The sequence below is a fragment of the Candidatus Minimicrobia vallesae genome (assembly GCF_018866205.1).
Taxonomy (GTDB): Bacteria; Patescibacteriota; Saccharimonadia; order Saccharimonadales; family Saccharimonadaceae; genus Nanosynbacter; species Nanosynbacter vallesae.
Map to the genome: position 1 here is coordinate 660,433 of NZ_CP076459.1, position 17,807 is coordinate 678,239.

At 42.8% G+C, this 17,807-nt stretch carries 24 protein-coding genes and 1 tRNA gene; 4 read left to right on the forward strand and 21 right to left on the reverse strand.

The annotated features are described in order from the left end of the window. Nucleotides 1-8 precede the first annotated feature (8 nt). Both KOY49_RS04555 and KOY49_RS04560 read left to right on the forward strand, forming a co-directional pair. On the forward strand, nucleotides 9-383 hold the full coding sequence (locus KOY49_RS04555; protein ID WP_232736167.1) for a hypothetical protein: 375 nt from the start codon (nucleotides 9-11) through the stop codon (nucleotides 381-383). A 413-nt stretch (nucleotides 384-796) separates the two neighbouring features. After that, complete coding sequence (locus KOY49_RS04560; protein WP_039327853.1) at nucleotides 797-1,303, forward strand: type II toxin-antitoxin system VapC family toxin; 507 nt, start codon at nucleotides 797-799, stop codon at nucleotides 1,301-1,303. 8 nt (nucleotides 1,304-1,311) lie between these two features. Here KOY49_RS04560 and KOY49_RS04565 read toward each other — a convergent pair whose 3' ends face one another. From KOY49_RS04565 to KOY49_RS04640, 18 genes are all read right to left on the reverse strand, one after another. Then, nucleotides 1,312-2,433 (reverse strand): RNA-directed DNA polymerase, encoded by a 1,122-nt coding sequence (locus KOY49_RS04565; protein WP_138074104.1) that lies wholly within the window; start codon nucleotides 2,431-2,433, stop codon nucleotides 1,312-1,314. Beyond that, a complete protein-coding gene (locus KOY49_RS04570) occupies nucleotides 2,364-2,864 on the reverse strand; it encodes a hypothetical protein (protein ID WP_138074105.1) in 501 nt (166 codons plus the stop codon). Before KOY49_RS04570 ends, KOY49_RS04565 begins: the two co-directional genes overlap by 70 nt. After that, nucleotides 2,864-3,973, reverse strand: coding sequence for a restriction endonuclease subunit S (locus KOY49_RS04575; RefSeq protein ID WP_232736168.1), 1,110 nt, complete (start codon nucleotides 3,971-3,973; stop codon nucleotides 2,864-2,866). The genes KOY49_RS04570 and KOY49_RS04575 overlap by 1 nt, the downstream gene beginning before the upstream one ends. Beyond that, nucleotides 3,970-5,265 carry a KAP family P-loop NTPase fold protein gene (locus tag KOY49_RS04580; RefSeq protein WP_082001358.1) on the reverse strand — a complete coding sequence of 432 codons (1,296 nt, stop codon included), beginning with the start codon at nucleotides 5,263-5,265 and terminating at the stop codon, nucleotides 3,970-3,972. Before KOY49_RS04580 ends, KOY49_RS04575 begins: the two co-directional genes overlap by 4 nt. A 9-nt stretch (nucleotides 5,266-5,274) precedes the next feature. Further along, entirely contained in the window at nucleotides 5,275-5,637 is a 363-nt protein-coding gene (rhuM, locus tag KOY49_RS04585) for a RhuM family protein (RefSeq protein ID WP_052198876.1), read from the reverse strand. Continuing rightward, nucleotides 5,634-7,121 (reverse strand): class I SAM-dependent DNA methyltransferase, encoded by a 1,488-nt coding sequence (locus tag KOY49_RS04590; RefSeq protein ID WP_232736169.1) that lies wholly within the window; start codon nucleotides 7,119-7,121, stop codon nucleotides 5,634-5,636. The genes rhuM and KOY49_RS04590 overlap by 4 nt, the downstream gene beginning before the upstream one ends. A 28-nt stretch (nucleotides 7,122-7,149) precedes the next feature. Then, nucleotides 7,150-7,803, reverse strand: coding sequence for a RadC family protein (gene radC / locus KOY49_RS04595; protein ID WP_232736170.1), 654 nt, complete (start codon nucleotides 7,801-7,803; stop codon nucleotides 7,150-7,152). A gap of 97 nt (nucleotides 7,804-7,900) precedes the next feature. Beyond that, nucleotides 7,901-9,646, reverse strand: coding sequence for a hypothetical protein (locus tag KOY49_RS04600; protein ID WP_232736171.1), 1,746 nt, complete (start codon nucleotides 9,644-9,646; stop codon nucleotides 7,901-7,903). Next, on the reverse strand, nucleotides 9,643-10,122 hold the full coding sequence (locus KOY49_RS04605; RefSeq protein WP_232736172.1) for a ferredoxin--NADP reductase: 480 nt from the start codon (nucleotides 10,120-10,122) through the stop codon (nucleotides 9,643-9,645). The genes KOY49_RS04600 and KOY49_RS04605 overlap by 4 nt, the downstream gene beginning before the upstream one ends. Nucleotides 10,123-10,126: 4 nt before the next feature. Continuing rightward, complete coding sequence (locus KOY49_RS04610) at nucleotides 10,127-10,282, reverse strand: hypothetical protein (RefSeq protein ID WP_232736173.1); 156 nt, start codon at nucleotides 10,280-10,282, stop codon at nucleotides 10,127-10,129. A 12-nt stretch (nucleotides 10,283-10,294) separates the two neighbouring features. Then, complete coding sequence (locus KOY49_RS04615) at nucleotides 10,295-10,441, reverse strand: hypothetical protein (RefSeq protein WP_232736174.1); 147 nt, start codon at nucleotides 10,439-10,441, stop codon at nucleotides 10,295-10,297. 24 nt (nucleotides 10,442-10,465) lie between these two features. Then, on the reverse strand, nucleotides 10,466-10,642 hold the full coding sequence (locus KOY49_RS04620) for a hypothetical protein (RefSeq protein ID WP_232736175.1): 177 nt from the start codon (nucleotides 10,640-10,642) through the stop codon (nucleotides 10,466-10,468). A gap of 127 nt (nucleotides 10,643-10,769) precedes the next feature. After that, nucleotides 10,770-10,991, reverse strand: a complete 222-nt coding sequence (locus KOY49_RS04625; RefSeq protein ID WP_232736176.1) for a radical SAM protein — start codon at nucleotides 10,989-10,991, stop codon at nucleotides 10,770-10,772. Between the two features lie 23 nt (nucleotides 10,992-11,014). Further along, a complete protein-coding gene (locus tag KOY49_RS05570; RefSeq protein WP_512699046.1) occupies nucleotides 11,015-11,119 on the reverse strand; it encodes a hypothetical protein in 105 nt (34 codons plus the stop codon). Next, nucleotides 11,082-12,500, reverse strand: coding sequence for a ribonucleoside triphosphate reductase (locus KOY49_RS04630; RefSeq protein WP_269802149.1), 1,419 nt, complete (start codon nucleotides 12,498-12,500; stop codon nucleotides 11,082-11,084). The genes KOY49_RS05570 and KOY49_RS04630 overlap by 38 nt, the downstream gene beginning before the upstream one ends. Beyond that, nucleotides 12,445-13,125: an anaerobic ribonucleoside-triphosphate reductase gene (nrdD, locus tag KOY49_RS05575; protein WP_269802150.1), complete on the reverse strand. Its 681-nt coding sequence runs from the start codon at nucleotides 13,123-13,125 to the stop codon at nucleotides 12,445-12,447. The genes KOY49_RS04630 and nrdD overlap by 56 nt, the downstream gene beginning before the upstream one ends. 175 nt (nucleotides 13,126-13,300) lie before the next feature. Further along, nucleotides 13,301-13,759 carry a protein kinase family protein gene (locus tag KOY49_RS04635; RefSeq protein WP_232736177.1) on the reverse strand — a complete coding sequence of 153 codons (459 nt, stop codon included), beginning with the start codon at nucleotides 13,757-13,759 and terminating at the stop codon, nucleotides 13,301-13,303. Continuing rightward, entirely contained in the window at nucleotides 13,716-14,312 is a 597-nt protein-coding gene (locus tag KOY49_RS04640; protein WP_232736178.1) for a hypothetical protein, read from the reverse strand. Before KOY49_RS04640 ends, KOY49_RS04635 begins: the two co-directional genes overlap by 44 nt. Before the next feature lie 121 nt (nucleotides 14,313-14,433). Between KOY49_RS04640 and KOY49_RS04645 the strand changes: the two genes are divergently transcribed. Beyond that, nucleotides 14,434-16,062 (forward strand): family 16 glycosylhydrolase, encoded by a 1,629-nt coding sequence (locus tag KOY49_RS04645; RefSeq protein WP_232736179.1) that lies wholly within the window; start codon nucleotides 14,434-14,436, stop codon nucleotides 16,060-16,062. Nucleotides 16,063-16,173: 111 nt separating this feature from the next. Here the strand turns inward: KOY49_RS04645 and KOY49_RS04650 are convergent. Continuing rightward, a tRNA-Asn gene (locus KOY49_RS04650) sits at nucleotides 16,174-16,248 on the reverse strand. A gap of 76 nt (nucleotides 16,249-16,324) precedes the next feature. Next, nucleotides 16,325-16,624 (reverse strand): LexA family protein, encoded by a 300-nt coding sequence (locus KOY49_RS04655; RefSeq protein WP_232736180.1) that lies wholly within the window; start codon nucleotides 16,622-16,624, stop codon nucleotides 16,325-16,327. Nucleotides 16,625-16,658: 34 nt separating this feature from the next. Here KOY49_RS04655 and KOY49_RS04660 point away from each other — a divergent pair, with 34 nt between their 5' ends. Then, nucleotides 16,659-17,408: a hypothetical protein gene (locus KOY49_RS04660; RefSeq protein ID WP_232736181.1), complete on the forward strand. Its 750-nt coding sequence runs from the start codon at nucleotides 16,659-16,661 to the stop codon at nucleotides 17,406-17,408. Between the two features lie 162 nt (nucleotides 17,409-17,570). On the opposite strand, the gene KOY49_RS04665 is transcribed toward KOY49_RS04660, so the two are convergent. After that, entirely contained in the window at nucleotides 17,571-17,762 is a 192-nt protein-coding gene (locus tag KOY49_RS04665) for a hypothetical protein (protein ID WP_232736182.1), read from the reverse strand. Nucleotides 17,763-17,807: the final 45 nt, after the last annotated feature.

The window sequence follows — 17,807 nt, forward strand, 5'->3', positions numbered from 1 at the left end:
CAGGTAAGATGAGTAAGGGCGGTCTATATTTTTCGATTGACGATAAGCTAATGGATGAAAAGATTAGCTTAAACAACGTTTCTTTACCGATTTTAAAAGATTTCATTGAACAAGTATCTATTTTTATTCGTGGTAACGAGTCAGTTGACTTAAATGGAGTCAAAATTGCAATTAAACCTGGTTCGGTCGCAATAGTTGTAGAAGAAACACCACTAATCAAAACTGCCATTAGTGAATATCGCATCATAAAGTCAAGCGGCGACTTAGGAAAAATTAGAACAGATCCGGGTCTAAGGCATAGAAGCCGAAGATGGCGACCGGTAGCAGGAGTAAGGCGACAAGACAGGCTAAGTAAACCTTCCGGTTTACCTCATGTACCTTAATATCATCTGTCGCGCAGTTGTCTGAAGTGCTCATTTTTTCACCTCCTCTCAAAGGTGAAGTTCAAAGGGCGACTTTTACTGACGGGATTGTCTGTAAAAGCTAGTACTATTTATATCACACATAAGTAAAAAAGTCAATAGAATAAAAAACAGCCCCAGTTGGGACTTAATAATTTCCAATGAAGTGACAAGCAGTCTTTAAAAAAAGAACAACTCGTCACTACTTCAAGATGAGCTGCGTATTTTTATGGACGCAAACCCAGCGCTTTAAGCGCGTCGCACCCTGGTTGTTCTAGAAGCCACTTTAGTGCTTCTATGGCTTGTTCCAGCTCATAGACTTGTTTGGAGAACTAAACTAGCTTGGAAAGATATACCTGACATAGTTAGCTGGGTGGAAGAAGTAAGAGGTAATCATGCTAAGACAACCTAGACAATCTGTACTAATAGACACTAGCTTTCTTATTACTCTTTTTGACAACTCGCGCCCTAATCATGAGGTAGCTAAGAAATATTATAAGTATTTCATTGATAATAATATAGATATGTATCTCTCTGCTATTGTTGCATCAGAGTATGAGTACAAAGACTCAATCGATCCTATACTAGATACTGGCAATTTTATACCTCTTCCCTTTAATCTTGATGACTCAAAGCTAGCCGGTAGTTTCGCCAGCAGGCTGCATTCAGAATCTAGAGGCAAGCATACATCGCGAGATTCAGCAAAGGACGACGTAAAGTTACTTGCTCAATGTTCAAACCACAGTATAGATTTTGTTGCCACCGACGACACCTCGACCATGGCAAAATATTGTCGACGACTCAATACTATGGATGAGTCGCGAACAAAAGTAATTACACTAGACTGTTTCGATGTAAGTGATTTTAACGGTGGTCAGACCGAGCTAGATATAAACTTTTAATAACTATCCTAACTCGGTATATCTCTAAACAAATCAACCTCCTGGCGATCAATAGATATTTTATTCGTCTCCCTGATGCCTTGTAGTATATCGACGTCAACTATACTTGTGTCTCTAACTGTTTTCATTATGTCGTCCTTTAGCCAATCAATACACCAGATAATAGAATTATCAATATATGCTCTTTCACTGACTGACCGGGTTAATAATTCATTAAATTGCAAGTCCGGATCAATAGAGTAAGATACTCGCTGCAACCAAATATCTAATAAGCCAGTGTTAGGTATAATCTTGAACTTATCAAGAATTTTTTGAACAAGGAGTCCCCTCCTTGACTCACCCGCCCCACGGATAGTTAGACTCGCAACCGCCATCGCCATATTGTAGTATTTAGGGTTTTTAATTGCCATATTAACTACAATACTCAGCATAACTTCTGGTTTTTCATAATGACGTAAGCTTTTTCCTTGATCTAAGTAATCAAGAAGTTCCTCGTGAAACATATTTAGCTGGCGAGACACCATACCTGAATTAGGATATTTATAACTAGCTGCATAAATCTGCATTAACCATTTTGCAAAATTATCTTTTTCTTTCTTTATATTCGGTATAAATAATTCTTCGATCTTATCCTTTTTAATAGAACTCAAGACTATATCGCTGCTCTTTTTGGTCTTCTGTGCATTTAATCTAAGACCAAGTATTGCTAAAATTTCAGTTAACTCTTTCAGTATACGAGCTCCTAGATCTAGCCTATTGGTAAAAATTCGATAGTCATCCCTGTAGCGAACAATGGAATATTCTCTTTTATCAATATCTTTTATAGCTTGAGCTAAAAGATTATCAGCATATGCAAAGATAAGCTCAGCAATAAAATCAGAAAGAGTGTTTCCCTGAGGTATCCCATTTGTTTGTCGATGATTCATCATCTGAAAATGCTCATCAATTTTACCTCCCAAAGATTTTTTATCACGGTTAGCATAAGCCTCGTCTTTACCATGAAGAGCCCATGAAATAGAATGCGTATATATTGATCCATAACAGTTTGCAACATCAGTTTCTAAGACATATCGAAACTCAAGACCTTTAGCCGCACAGTTTTGCTCAAATTTCTCCCACCAAGCACGTATTTGCTCCGCTTTCGCGCTTTTCTTTTTGAGGGTTGCACTGGAATACTAGCAACTTCAATATTACAACCCCTCCTTAACTCAGAAAATCGCTTTTTTATAACACTCCAATTATCCTCTTTAGTGATATAATGCACTAACCCTACATAAAGAACCGGATTTATTATCTCAAATGGCCTCCAGGCTAGTTCACCGTCTTTGTTGCCGTAAATCACTTTATTTACATCATGTCTATCTCGTGGGTCTTTCTTCTTACGGCCACCATCCTCTGGATCAAAAAAATAATTAACATCATAACCGCCCATCTTACTTGACACAGCTTGAAGTATTGGATCAAAGTTAAAATATTCAGGCAAATCAAAGTTTACATAACTTTTACCGTCCAGCAAAAAAGCACGAGCTTGCTTATGATCAAGTTCTAATATATTAGCCATTATATCTTAATCTCTCCGGAAATTAATTTTGGTAAAAGCAAATCACGAATTTTGGACAAATAATCTATTTGCTTCTTGTTTTCATGTATCATATCAAACAATGGTCGCACCATCTGCTCGAAATCATCAAACTCGCAATCTGATAAATCAACAATTTCCAAAAGCTCTATGTGCTTTGGATAAATATGCGGCTGACCAGAGCCAGTTTGCATATCGTATATCTCTTTTTGCTTGTTCTTGAGGAATAAATAGTAGGTATAAACATATTTGGTAATTGTTGAGTCAATGTACGAAGAGTCTGCCGACCATACTGGTTCACCCCAAACAGACACAAAACCAGCATTTGCTCCGGATGCACTTATCGTGATAACTGGCGCGGTCGTATTTGCTTCATTGTGAAATCCGGCTGGCTTCAGTCCACCGCTAATAACCGGTGTGTCACCACAAATCATATCTCTAGCTTGCAAACTTCTACCTCTTTTTGGATGAAACTTTTTTCCTAAAGGTATGGTCTGTATATTACCATTACTCTGCTTAGCTTTATCAACAAAATAATGACGAAAGAGGGTTTGGCCAAGCTGCTCAAGGGTTTCGTTCATGTGGCGATTGAGCTCGATTTTTTCATCAAGACTGCTGAGAATATCGGCAATTTTCTTTTGTTGGTCGAGTGGCGGTAGATTGATGGTCATAGCTGATATTTGCTTAGAACCCAAATTCTGCTGAGCAGCACCAACAGCAGCGCTTAGGAGTTTTTCATAACTATTTACAAGATAATAGTACACGAATCTATAATCAGCTTTGTTGTTATCAATTATTAAATTGCAACAGGCTTGATTTGTAGCCAATGGAATCTTATTAATCGCAGACCTGCCGGCAGTTGCACCATACATAGCTACAATCACGGAATCTTCAGGGATAATCTTTGCCGATGAGTTCTTTAGCCCTAATTCTGTAATTGTTTTTTCAGTTGAATAAATATTACCAAAATTAACCTCCTGAGTCCTTAACCACGGTATACCGCCACCATAGTAATCATCCCTCTTGGTTAACGGCGTTCCACCAGATGTAATTTTAGTACAAATATCGCTCAACGAAACCGTCTGTATCATCGCTCATCACTTTCTGTAGAGATTGTTGTATATAAACCAATGAGAGCAGTCGCCTCCTCAAAATCTTGTAGGTTTTCGCCACTTCGCCCCCTACCTTCAGAAGCAAAGATATTTTTGTATTCCACTATCAACGCATCTACCGCCTTCTCTTTCATCTCCTCTTGCGATAAACTTGAACCATCCTCATATACAAATCTTTCTGCATATCCAAGAGCACTATATGAATTAGCAGTAAAATCTCTTAGTACGCCCTCACCTCTGCCTGATTTGAATTGTTCATATAAACTATCGTTTTTTATCTTTAGCGCAAGGGCCAGAGGTACGAACACAAGCTGTGTCGGATATTGGTCCTTCCTCCAGTTGTTATTTCTTGTCAGAAACCGACTCACCAAACGAAGTGATGAATAGTATGAATTAATTTCACGCATCTCAAAGCCGTAGTATTCTATAGCGTCAAATGCAACTCCATTAACTATCATGCTGCCTTCCATCCAGTCAAGTACGCTTCTTGCATACACTTCGATGCTCAACTTACGCAAACCAAACGTAAAATCAAAAAATTTATTTAGATACGCATATCCATCAAAGTCACTTCCGTAATATTTCTTAATTGTATGTGAAAGTTGATTGACATTTGTCGTAATGATGAACGTCACATCATCACGCATAAAATAATGCTTAACAACCTCTAGCAACTCGACAGCAAAAGACGGACGACAGCGATCAAGCTCATCAATTACAAAAATGAGTCTTTCGGAATCACCTTTTAACTTATCAATGAATTCGTTTACTGTATCGTGTCGATTTACTTGATCTTTTACCGCTTTGACAAGGTCAGCCTTACTAGTCTTATTATCAATGTCTATAAAATCATGGGTTATGTTCTTTAATCCTGCAGACATGGTTATCATACTAAGAGCCTTCTTTATCGAGCCTTGGGTCAGACTTTCATCGTCGTCCGCTATCAACTTTAGCAACATAGCACTGAGCGCGTCGCCAAGATAATCATATTCCCACGCATTGAAATAGAAAGTTTTTTGTTTTTCTCGCAAAAGGTTGATTGCATTCTCGTCAAGAGTATTATGGCCATAATCTTGAATAGCACTGTCAGATAACATTAGTAGTTGCTTTACAAACACCGTTTTACCGGATCCCCATGCACCATCAATTGCCAAAACGGTACTTTCTTTCAATGAATTTAGTAGCTTCACAAGCATTGACAGCTGATTGTTACGCAGAATAGTATTATTGTGCAAATGCCTTAGGATTTGTTTATCTGTTAATTCTTTCATTTCTTCCCCTTAACCTTCTCCTTCACAGATAGCCCAGATGCGAAAATTGGTAGCAATATTTGACTTCACACGGTAACCAAGCTCAATTAACGTGTCTAGGCTATAATGCTCTATATTCCTTGAGACCTCACGATCACCTTTAGTTTGAACTATAAAGAATTTCTTTATAGTTGCCGAAGGGACGAGCGCTTTCTCTTCGTAGATATTCTTAATATGTTGGCCTATATTTTGCCTTGTAGTCTGAAATACCTGGGCCAACTGCACTTGAGTGAGCCACATATTTTCATCTTGTAGCCTAGCTTGAATCTGCGGCTTGCCGTCATCGCCAACATACAACACCATCTCGCTGTTCGGGTTGTTGCTATTCATCATTTGGTTTCTTTCTCTATTTTGGCAAGATTTTCTTTTATTTTTACCTCTAACTCACGGCTCTTCGCAAATTGCCCTTCAAGCTCAGCCGTCAACCGAGCAAATTTCTCGGCGAACGGCTCATCGTCTTCCTCGGCCTCTTCGACACCAACGTAACGACCGGGTGCCAGTACGTAATCATGCTGCTTGATTTCTTCTAGATCAGCGACTTTGCAGAAGCCCTGCTGGTCAGCGTAATCCGCGCTGGCAGTTTTATAATCGTGATATGTCTTTGCTACCCTGGCAATATCTTCTTCGGTCAGCTCGCGGTTACGACGGGTGACCATTTTACCCAAATTACGCCCATCGATGAACAGTACTTTACCGTGACGATTAGCACGATCGCGCGACACAAACCACAGACAGCACGGTATAGCGACGTTAAAAAATAACTGACTCGGCAGTGTGACGATGGCGTCAACCATATCATTGAGCACTAGCTGCTTGCGGATGTCACCTTCGCCGCCAGTTTGACTGCTCATGCTCCCGTTTGCCAACACAAAACCTGCCGTACCACGCGGGCTCAAGTGGTGAATCATATGTTGAATCCAGGCAAAGTTAGCATTACCCTTTGGCGGCAGTCCATACTTCCAGCGTGGGTCGGCCTGCAAATGTTCTTGACCCCAGTCACTAATATTAAACGGTGGGTTAGCTAAGATATAATCAGCTTTCAGGTCAGGAAGCTGGTCATCCATCAAGGTGTCGCCGCGTTTGATATTTGCGTCAATTCCCCGAATTGCCATATTCATTTTAGCGAGTCGCCAAGTGGTTTCGTTGAGCTCCTGACCATACACCGCGATATCGCTAACGCGGCCCGCATGCTCCTCGACAAACTTCTCACTCCAGACGAACATACCACCACTACCGCAACATGGGTCGTACACGCGCCCACTGTATGGCTCAAGCATTTCTACCAGCAGCTTCACGATGGAGCGCGGCGTGTAGAATTCGCCACCATGCTTACCCTCACTGTCAGCAAACATACCCATAAAATATTCGTAGACTTGACCAAGCAAATCTTTGGAACTGGCAGTGTCAAATTTGATATTGGTAAACAAATCGATAAGCTCACCTAGACGGCGCTTGTCTAGAGCTTCGCGAGCATAATTTTTCGGCAAAACACCCTTCAAACTTGGATTGTCGCGTTCAATTGCCTCCATGGCGCTATCAACTAGTACGCCAATTTCTGGTTGCTTGGCACTCTCCACCAGATGTTCCCAGCGAGCCTCCTTAGGAATCCAAAAAATATTCTCTGCTAAATACCAATCCCTATCTTCTGGATCATAATTCTCATCGACTGCCGCCTGGTACCGCGCCAAGAACGCATCTGAAACATATTTCAGAAAAATCAGCCCGAGTACCACATATTTATAGTCCGACGAACTAATATTACCCCGTAGTTTATCCGCCGCAGCCCACAACTGCTTTTCAAGCTCCCTTGTATTCATAGATAAATTATATCAGATTGGGGGTCGTTTACTCTGAGTGCATCAGGCTCTTGTAGCTAGTTTTCGTGACAATAATATGATCATTAAGCGTAATACCAAGTAGCTTCCCCGCTTCTCCCAGCCTATTCGTGACATCTTTATCAGCCTGACTCGCCCCCAAACTCCCGCTCGGATGATTATGCGCCACGATGATCGAAGCCGCACGATCAGCGATGGCGGCGGCGAAGACCTCACGCGGATGCACCAGGCTGGCGGTCAGCGTGCCGATAGTCACCACCCGCTTGGCAATCAAACGATTCGCACCGTCCAGTGTCAGGCAGACAAAATATTCCTGCTTTTTGTCGCGAATGTCGGCCAGTAGCTCAACCGCTTTCTCTGGACTGTCAATAATTGGCTGGTCGCTATCCAGCAAGTACCGCCGCGCCAGTTCCAAACTCGCCAAAATCACCGGAATTTTCGCTTCACCCAAACCAACCACGCTACGTAAATCATCATACGAAACATCACCGCCTTTTTGACGCAAAATTTTCAGCACCTCGCGCGCAATCTTGCCAACATCGGCCCGAGCATTACCGCTGCCAATAATCGCCATCAACAGCTCCAAGTCGCTCAGCCGCGCCGTACCGTAACGTGCCAACTTCTCGCGGGGACGATCAATTTTCGGCTTGTCGAGCACTTTCATAGTTTCATTATATCAGGCTTTAACCATTCATCAGCTGCCAATCTTCGCGCTATCATTTCGCGCAGACCTATTTATCGCTTACACCACGCAAAGATCATCAGCTATTCGGAATCGCTCTAGCTTGTCGGCCGCGCGCCACACACATCGCCACCACCAACACACCAACCAGCCGCGACACCAATGATGAGTCATCCGCAGCCGATTGAGTCATTGTCACCAACCCCTCTTCTGGATTTAGCGGACTATCGTCTGACCATAAACCAGATGATGGATGGGTATTCATCAGCAAATCATCACCATTCGCGACACTTTCTTCGCCATTATAGACACAATCATCCAGAATATCGTTAAGTTCTGCTTGCTCTCCGGACAGGTTGATGCCTGATTTTATGTCACTAACATCCATAATTACACTTTCAATTTCATCATCACTGCGCAGCAAATCGCTTTTTTCCGATATTTTCACAAACTCCTCACGAAGCACGAGACATTCCTCTGGAATTTTCGTTGCCACCTCGTCCGACTCAACATCAAGTGTTGGCTCAATAATCGGTGAGGTGGAAATAATTACTTGTTCCACTGGCTCAGAGTCATCAGTTTCTTCACGCACTGTAATCGTTTCTACCGGCAGCGCAATCGTCACTGTTTCAGCAGAAGACGCTTCCGACTCTACTACTGAGGACTCCTGCCGTTCGATAAAGAAAACCGCATCTTCTTCAGCCCAAAAATCATTATCCTTACCATGACTACGCTCTATCGCCGTACCACTATAGTCAAGTTGCTCAATTGACAAGACCTGTGTATCAGTGAAAATTTGATCCGCCGCCAATATGTCAATCTCCTCGTTTGGAGGATCAACCTTAGCCTCATCAACTATTGCAGTATCAACCAGCCGCTCATTATCAACAATGTCAGTCGATTCGACAGAATTATTATAATCCAGCGTCGCATCTAAGGATTCTGGTGTCGGTTTCTTGTTGTCATTATGCGCTGCGTCAGAAATAGCATCAATGACGTGTGACTTCACCTCTATTGAAGGACTACTCGCCTCTGCTGTTTCGGTAAAATGCCCTTCGCCAGAAATTTCGCTAGTACTTTCTGACAGAGCTTCCCCGGCATCTGTAGTATCGTCAGCGGCAATTTCTGGGGCTGTTTTTAACTCAAAGAATGGCGTTTCTACTGCTTCAATGTCCACATCCTCGCCCGAAGCTTCAACCGCCTGGTTAGTCGAAGTTTTATCTTCTCGTTCCTGCGGTATGAGTTTCTCAGTTGACTTATTTGTTTTAGTTGTCAAATCTATGGGCTTCGCCTCTGATACCACTGGCTCAGGTGCTTTTTTAATAATAGGCTCTTGATAATCGGTAGACTCTGAATATCCCGCCAACACCAATTCTCCGCGTCCATTTTCATCCAGACTATCGAAATCATCTGGAGCCAATAGTCTATCCAAATAGCTTTGTTTTGGTGTCATTTCCAACAAATTAGGAATCGCCTCTTCATCCGCAGAATTCATATCATCAGATACATTCTCCTGTCTTTCCGACTCCTGTTTCATGACTAACGCCTGAGGTTTTACGCACTGACTAAGAAATGGGCAGCCAACACATGTCGCACATGCCGTTTGACCAATTGACGCTGATACTTTCTCGGTAGAAGGTAACTCTGCTTCACCGCTAGCCACCGCCACCAAATCAAACTGCTCAACACTATCAGCCACCGTTTCGCCAATACCAAACAAAAGATCTTCACCACTGACACCATCTCTTAGCGACGAAAATACGTCAGAATCATCACCGTCAATTCCTGTCGATGATAATTCTACGGTAGTCGTCGCCCCAATCATTGTTCGAAAAACGTCTCCGTTGAAATTTTCAATTCATTCACACTGGCGGCGGATAATTTTTGCCAAACATCTCTAACGAACGGCAAACTTCCACAGACCAAAAAATGCGCATCTTCTGGCGTTTCGTGAACAATTTTTTCCACATTAAATCGACCGTTAAACCAACCATCTTTTTCTTCAACTTGCTGGCGAGTACTGAACTTCTTCACTTTAATATTTGATGCCGCTAGCTCATTTTCAAAAACCATATATTCTGGCGATTTTTGGCTAAAATATAAAAACGTCGGCTGACTAGAACTTGCCATAACGCTCCAAATTGGACTAAGTCCACAGCCCGCAGCAATTCCGACCAAAGGACTTTCTGTTTGCGGATTAAAATCGCCGTAAGCCCGGCTAATCTGCAACGTATCACCAACATGACGTGAACACAAATAACTAGAAAACTCACCGCCAACATTCTTCACGGTAATCGACATCAGCTCACCAGGCAGAACTAGAAGAAATACTATAAGCCTTCCCTTCACAAGCACGCTGACTACCATCAATAAAAACCATAATATATTGCCCCGCCATAAAGTCAAACGGCCGCACAAAATACAACGTCGTCACCTCAGGATTTTCCTGACGCACCCGCACAATTTCGAACCGCTAATGAATCACGCATTCTCCAACATACCTTTCCATTATTTTCTGAGCAGCCCTAAATTCTTCGTCAGTAAAAGTATGGTAATTCGCAAACTTCGGACTAATGGTCGTACCGGTGCGAAAATGCTGCAAGGCAAATCGCTTAAGCACCCTTAACTAAACTCGCCAATCTTCTCAAAATCCGCTAACCTCCAACTGCTCACGGACAATGGTCGTACGAAATTCATGACCAATCCCCGAATCAATCATCAACCGAACATTATCCTTAATAGCCTCCAAATCAATCGGCCGCGCCGCAATCTCAACATATTTTTCCAGCGGACTCCTTGACATCCATCGCAATAAAATCAATCAGCCCCTCCTCAACCATGCCGCGAACCATATCAGGATGCGTACCGTTGGTATCCAACTTAACATCAAAACCAAGCTAAGCTTAATCATCCGACACAACACCGGCAAATCTTCACTGACCGTCGGCTCACCACCAGAAATCACCACGCCGTCCAGCCGACCAACGCGCGATTTCAGAAAAACTCAACACCTCATCAACTGGAATACTCGGCGCCAACCGCTCAGGCAATACCAATTCAGGATTACGGCAATAACCGCAGCGCATATTACAACCAGAGAGAAACAGAGCTGCCGCCACGTGCCCTGGATAATCCACCAGCGACAGCTTCTGAATCCCACCAATCGACACCTTAAGCTGGGACAGCGACGGCGCTAAGCTCGCTGATGTTCGGCGGCATCGTCATAATGCTCCCTCATGTCAAATTCAGCTTGCTTACCCTTATTCCACTGAGAAACTGGACGCAAGAAACCAACCACACGTGAGTAAATCTCCAGTCGCTTCACCACACCTTGGACAGGCTGGATGCTCACCAACAAAATAACCGTGATTCTTACAAATACAAAAGCTTGGACTAAACGTCAAGTACGGCAATTTGTAATTTTCACAAATCGTTTTCACCAATTTTTTCAAAGTTTGCGGATCGTCCATGCGCTCGCCCAAGAAGAAGTGAATCACCGTGCCGCCCGTGTACTTGGTTTGCAAATTGTCCTGAAGATCCATCAACTCAAACAAATCGTCCGTGTAATTAACTGGCAAGTGGCTAGAGTTGGTATAAAACGGACATTTAACTTCCGCGCCAATTCCATTAGCAAAATGCGCTCGATCTGGGAAGCTGGCTTTATCAAGCTGCGCCAATCGATAAGTTGTGCCTTCAGCTGGCGTTGCCTCAAGATTGTAATTATTGCCAGTTTCCTTCTGATATTCCACCAAACGATCGCGCATAAAATCAAGCGTTTTCTCAGCAAAAGCTTTACCTTTTTCCGTGCCAATATCAACGCCCAACAAATTAAGCGCCGCCTCGTTCGTGCCGATCAAACCGATAGTTGAAAAATGGTTCTTCCAATATTGATTGAAACGCTGCTTAATGTTTCGCAAATAAAACTTGGTGTACGGATACAAATTAGCGTCGGTCAATCGCTCCAAAACTTTACGCTTGGTTTCCAAACTGTCCTTTGCCATATCCATAAGTTCAGCCAATCCCTTAAAGAATTCTTTTTCGTTCTTAGATTTTAGCGCCAGTCGTGGCAAGTTTATCGTTACCACACCGACCGAACCAGTCATTGGATTTGAGCCGAACAAACCGCCGCCACGATATTCCAATTGACGATTATCAATACGCAATCGACAGCACATCGAGCGCGCATCTTCTGGATCCATGTCGGAATTAATGAAGTTTGAGAAGTACGGAATGCCGTATTTAGCGCTAGCTTCCCACAAACTTTCAATCACCGGATTATCCCAATTGAAATCCTTGGTGATATTAACCGTTGGGATTGGGAACGTAAAGACTCGACCATTAGCGTCGCCCTCAGAAAGAACCTCCAGCAGCGCCTTGTTTAGCATATTCATTTCTTCTTGATATTCGCCATAAGTCGTGTCCTGCATTTCGCCACCAATAATCACTGGATTATCTGCCATGTGTTTTGGACATTCAAGGTCAAGTGTAATGTTGGTAAACGGCGTCTGGAAACCAACACGAGTCGGCACGTTGACATTAAAGACGAATTCTTGAATAGCCTGTTTTACTTCTTCATAGCTCAATTTGTCGGCACGAATAAACGGCGCTAATAGCGTGTCAAAATCAGAAAAAGCCTGCGCACCAGCCGCTTCGCCCTGTAATGTATAAAAGAAGTTCACCAACTTGACCAAGCGCTGATCGGAAATGCTTAGCTGGCTTAGAAGCAACCTTACCAGCCACGCCAGTAAATCCTTCTTGTAACAAGTCAGTCAAATCCCAACCAACACAATAAACGCTTAGCAAGTTAAGGTCGTGAATGTGCAAGTCGCCTTCTTTATGAGCTTGCCCAATCTTCGATGTATAAATCTTATCCAGCCAGTAAGTCTTCGTAATTTCCGCTGAAACATAGTTATTCAAACCCTGAAGACTGTAGCCCATATTAGAGTTTTCATTAACTTTCCAGTCCAAATTTTCCAGATATTTATCAATCAAATCAACGTGCGCATTAGAGGTAATTTCGCGCAATTTTTTATGCTGATCGCGGTAAATAATGTACGCCTTTGCAGTCTTCTTAAACTTAGAGTCAATCAACGCATCCTCAACAATATCCTGAATATCTTCAACGCTTGGTAGACGCTTTTGGTTACGAGTTTCCAAAACGCCCAAAACTTTGTCGGTCAATTCAACTGCTTGAGCGGCGTCAAATTCACCAGTTTCCAGTCCTGCCTTTTCAATTGCTTTTTCAATTTTTTTCCGATCAAATTTAGCAGTTCGACCGTCGCGTTTTTTAATTGATTTATACATTCCCCCTCCTTATTATAAAAATAGCAAACTAGCCCAACCTCTCCAGTGGGTGCATGTTGCAAAAAACGTTATTTATTTTCTAAAACACCATATGTAGTGCTTAATATTGAATATACACGCGATATATAGCGTCTGTCAATGAAAGTACATTGTATTATTTACATTTATGATTTCTTTACATAGATTGCAATAAATCATAAGCAACAGCCGCTGATAACGCCTGCATTTGACGAAGATTATCACCCGGCTTGAGCGGTGGCTTGAGGCTACGTATAAGGAAAAATCCGACAAATGACGCCAGCATTTCCGCGTTCAACTCACCCAGCCACGGCGTTACGTCATGACCATGGCGCGCCATATCAACCAGAAATTCTGTCGCACCAGATCCCTGGGGTACATAGGAAGCCCAGTTCCAGTCAACCAACTTCAACTCGCCAGTTTGCGGATTAAATGCCAAATTATCACTACGAACATCCGAATGATTAAAGCAATCTTCCGTCTGCTTGGCAAATTCTTTAGCGCGCACCGAAATATCAACCAACTCATCGCGCTTTTCTAACAGCTCAATTATAGCCTGACAACGCCGCTGATTAATCTCCAACTGAATTCGGCAATAGTTTTTGATAATTATCAATCAACCGACGACGAATATCAGCGTCAGCAATAATCTGATCAATCCCATCATCTAAGCCAAGCTCTCCCGCCACAAACGGTTGTAATTGCAATTCTTCAATTAGCTCCTGCGGCAATTTTATTTTTTCCAACTCGCGAACCGCGGCTATCACCGTCGAAATATAACGTTCCGCCACAGATTTTTCCGCTGGCGGCCGCCACAACCAGCCGTCGGCTGATGTATAACTGGTTGTCATCAGCACATGCCCATCATCACTGAGCGTAATCTGATCAGCCACATATTGCGGGTGAAGTTTCTGCAGCAACCTTATCACTTCATAATCTTTTTTCAGCCAGCCTAATTCCCGCTCGCCATCATCGGGCAACACATCAACGTCAACTTCTTTGACAAAAATCGTCCGATCGCCCGCCGACACCAAGGCTCGGCGATTACGCGAAAAACCGCCGCTCACCGATGCAATTTGTAAATCAGACTCGTCAACGCCAAGTTCTGCTGCTACACATTGCAACGCTCTGTAGGTTAGTAGCTTGTTGTGATTGGGTAGGGTCTCCATGAAAAAATTATAGCATTGACATATACTACTATCGACTCTCTTTTGTTATTAGGTTTAAACTACTTTACTTTTATTAAGATTATAGTTATAATATCCGTGAATACATACATAGGGGGAGAAAATGTTAATAAAAAAACGCTTTTCAAATAAAAAAGTGAAGACATTGGCTGGAATAATGACCGCATGTTTAATTATTGGCGGAGCACTGTTTACACTGCCAGTACAAAAAGCCAAGGGCGACGACAGTACGTACCCACCAAGCGATAGTAGTTACGAAAAGGTTTGGGGTGATGAGTTTGATGGCACTTCATTAAATCGGGAAAACTGGGACTATTACGTCGGCGGCTGGAACGCCAGTGAAGTCCAAAACTGTTATAAAGACGCAACCGAGAACGTCAACGTTAGCGGTGGCAGCCTAAACTTGGTCGGCCTTTATAAACCAGGTCTGACATGTAACCAAGGAAGGAACGGTGACTTTACCTCTGGATTTGTCCATACAAAAGATAAAAAGTTCTGGACTTATGGTTACTTTGAAGCTCGCATGAAGATGCCAACAAATAAAAGTACTTGGCCAGCATTCTGGATGAGTCCTAATGAAGCCAAATATGGCGGCTGGCCTAAGAGTGGTGAAATCGATATCGTAGAGACAAAGGGCTCTAACTTAAATTATGCTGCTTCTGATGCTCACTGGGGAATTTCGGCAGGAAATAAAAGCCATAGGCAGCACGTAATTGAAACAGATAAATTTAGTGACGCCAGCCAATGGCATACATATGGCGTGAAATGGACCGAAGGAAAGCTTGAATTCTACATTGATGGTAAGAAACACCATGAAATTAACAACTTTAGCCAGCCGAACTCTACGAATCACCCTGGACCCTTCAATATCCCATTCTACCTACGACTTAACCTAGCGATTGGCGGTAGCTACATTGACGCGCCATGGAAAGATGCTCATAATTCTATAGCTGATTTTCCAGCAACCATGTCAATAGACTATGTCCGTGTTTATCAGAAAAAGCCACGACAGCCCAAGAACGTCAATGTGCCAGACAGCAATTTGCGCACTCTGCTTAACCAAAAATTAGCAGCACAACTTGGGACTACTCACACCAACGATCAAGTCATTACCGACGTAGAGTTAGAAAGCTTAACAAATCTAAACTTGGATGCAGCACCAAATGCACCACTTGATCAGCGAATCAGCAACCTGACCGGTCTAGAGGCAGCTAAAAACCTCACAGCCCTGTCCCTTCAGAATAATGCAATTAGCGACTTGCGGCCACTTGCCGGGCTAGCATCCTTGACTTCACTAAATCTTAATGATCAATTAATCGCTTCAAGCACTAATACCGACTCATTTGCTTCACCTCTAAGGGATCCTGCGGGAAATACTATCGATATAAATAATTCAGCGGAAGTAGCTAACGATACAGCAAACCCTGGAAAGATTAAACTACTCTCACCAATCCGCGATGGTAATCCTCATCTTATTGTCGCTAATTGGTCGAGGAACGTAACTATTGGGACAGCTTCAGCCGTCTTTAGTGGCAAGCTTAATGTAACTGCCACCTTGCAAGCAGCGCCAGCGCCACAGCCACAGCCTAACCCTATTACGCCAAGTAATACTCAGAAACCAGGAAAAACTCAAAGCTCCAACAACTCATTAGCAAGCACAGGATTTAATATTCTGCTGGGAGTCGTAACCGCCCTACTGATTGGTATAGCAGGCATGTTTATCCTACGATAATCATATAAACTAGAAGATGTCATCACTTATGGTATGACATCTTCTTTTTGTATATTTACTGTCCAGCTAAGATAAGTAAAGAAAAAACACCTCCGCAGAAGTGTCTTTTCTTGGCTCCGGCAGCTGGGCTCGAACCAGCGACCTATTGGTTAACAGCCAACCGCTCTACCACTGAGCTATGCCGGAATACGAATCGTATTATAGCGAGTTTTTAAACAATTGTAAAGTTACTGACGAACAATTTCCAATGCTTTTTACAAAATCATCCACAGGCCGAGCGTGATTTTTCGTCATCTTCAGCTTCTCTCTTCTTAATTTCCTTCACTAAATTCTGCCACCAAACTTCTTTTTTCTCACTACTCAGCGTCAAAGATCTAACTTCGCCATCCTGCTTCTCCAAAAAACCCGCAGCCACCAAATTATCAACATGTTTTGCTACTGTCGACACCGATTTATACCCCAAGGCGCGCATAATTTCCCGAAGCGTCGGACTATAACCATTACCCTTTATAAACCCATCGATAAAATCCAACATTATTTTTTGCTTTTTCGTCAGTTTCATATCTAAAGTATACACCATACGCTATACTTAAAATATGGCAAAAAAATACATTAACGACGTTCGATTCTGGCTATTGGCTATTATTATTTTTGGCGGCGGCTTCGCCCTGCATCCCAGCGTCGGCTTATCAATTCTGGATTTCCCGTCACTACGCATAGGATTATATCAAATCGTCGCCATAAGCCTACTGCTATTTTCCTTACCATTAATACTTAAAAAACGCCAAGAACTACTGAAAAACCGATGGCTAATCGGCGGATTTTTGGCAATTTTTATCGCCATCGTCGTCGGCGTATTTTTCGCAGAAGCACGCCTGCGCACCGCGTTATATTCATTATCGCTATTATTCTTACTCACCGTCGGATTATCCGCTGGCTTAATTTACAGCGAATTGTCAAAATCAGAAAAACACAAACTCATCAACGTCGGACTATGGAGCGGGCTAGTTTTTGGGATTTTAGCAATCATTCAGCTCATCGTCGCCACCTTTGAACCAACAGGATTTGGCACGCTTTGCGCTGGTTGTAAAGCCGACGTTTTTGGATTTCCACGAATCAATTTATTCGCCGCCGAACCACAATTCTTCGCCAATTCTCTACTTCCAGCATTCTTCATTGCGCTCTTTCAATCAAAATCTCGCCTAGCCAAATTTAGCCTATTTTTCACAACTCCCTGCCATATCTTTAACATTTTCCCGTGGCGGATTTTTAGCAATTTTTATCGCCATAATAGCCTTATTTATAATCGCTTTCATAAAACGAATCGACACATCTTTGATGCGTAAAAAACTTCCAATCATCCTCACCTGGATTACTACTCGGATTCGCCTTATTATTCTCGTCAGCCAACATTAAATACGCCAACACACCCTTCATCACACACAACACCTTCGTCAGTATGGTCGATCAATTATCTCTCGGGAAAATTAAGATTCCGCAAAAATCCGTCACCAAAAATCCGTCACCAAAACCCGCCGAAAACATTCCACCAAGCAAAACAGTCCTTTCCAGCCTGCCGGTTTCGTTGAAGCTTCCGCCAACGACAGACTCAGCGCCAGTGACTTAGCCATAAAATCTTGGCTGTCATCGCCACGAACGTTCTTCTTCGGCGTCGGACTCGGCAATCTCGGTAATTTCATCCAAAAACACCTTCACATAAACGTCCCAGCGGACCAAACAGTCTA